At 34.5% G+C, this 789-nt stretch carries 1 protein-coding gene; it reads right to left on the bottom strand.

Features of this window, described 5'->3' with window-relative positions:
• Positions 1–35: 35 nt before the first annotated feature.
• Positions 36–752: a hypothetical protein gene (locus tag PL85_RS18205; protein WP_064626955.1), complete on the bottom strand. Its 717-nt coding sequence runs from the start codon at positions 750–752 to the stop codon at positions 36–38.
• Between the last annotated feature and the right edge of the window lie 37 nt (positions 753–789).

The raw sequence follows: 789 nt of genomic DNA, 5'->3' as shown, positions 1-789 counted from the left end.
CGTTGCGAATCCGTCTTAAAGCGTTTGTTAAATGACTACTTCAACAAGCATATGAATTCATTAATTTTGTTTTCCAATTGGCGATTTGGATATATGTATGAATCAGTATAAAACTTTGCTTCGTTAAAAACTATCTCCCTATTGTTTTCACTGCCTTTTGTAGAAAAATACCCCCAAAACCACAAGTCTTCAATAATCATAAATTGATCACTAAATTCTTGTTTCGCATGAGCATTAATGCTGTTGAAGTAATCTTTTTCTTTGTAGGAAACCAAACCCAAGCGGTCGTAAATTGTACGAATTACCGCATCAACGGGAATGACTAGGGACTTAGATGCGACCTTTTCATTATAAGAAGTAAAAATTGGGCGGGCTTTTCTCTGGCAAAAGTCTAAATCTCTCATAAATAGAGCAGCTTTCTTTGCTCCCATTCCGGTAACTCTTTGTTCTAGTAGAGAGAAAAGCTCCTTTGGGTTTGAGCAGCCGAAGTGTTTTATAAAGTCACGATAATCTAAACATTCAGAATCAGGTAGAGAATCTAATTTATCAAAAAAGAACTTAGCTCCATCACCATTACTACTAAGATTCGATTCTTTACCCGCCTTTAAAGAATTGATAAATATGGAATAAATAACCTCTTTAGCATTATTACTAGTTGCAATAAAACTCTTAATACAATTTGTATTATATTGCTCTCGAAGTTCTTTGTTCTCCTCCATAAATTCAACTATCTGATTTATTTTAGACTTCAAATTTTCCACCTGTCATTTAACGCCCGGCTAAGGGGTT

It is taken from the genome of Vibrio anguillarum (assembly GCF_001989995.2).
Taxonomy (GTDB): Bacteria; Pseudomonadota; Gammaproteobacteria; order Enterobacterales; family Vibrionaceae; genus Vibrio; species Vibrio anguillarum.
Note: the sequence above shows the minus strand (reverse complement) of the source record. Positions and strands in the feature narration are given on the sequence as shown.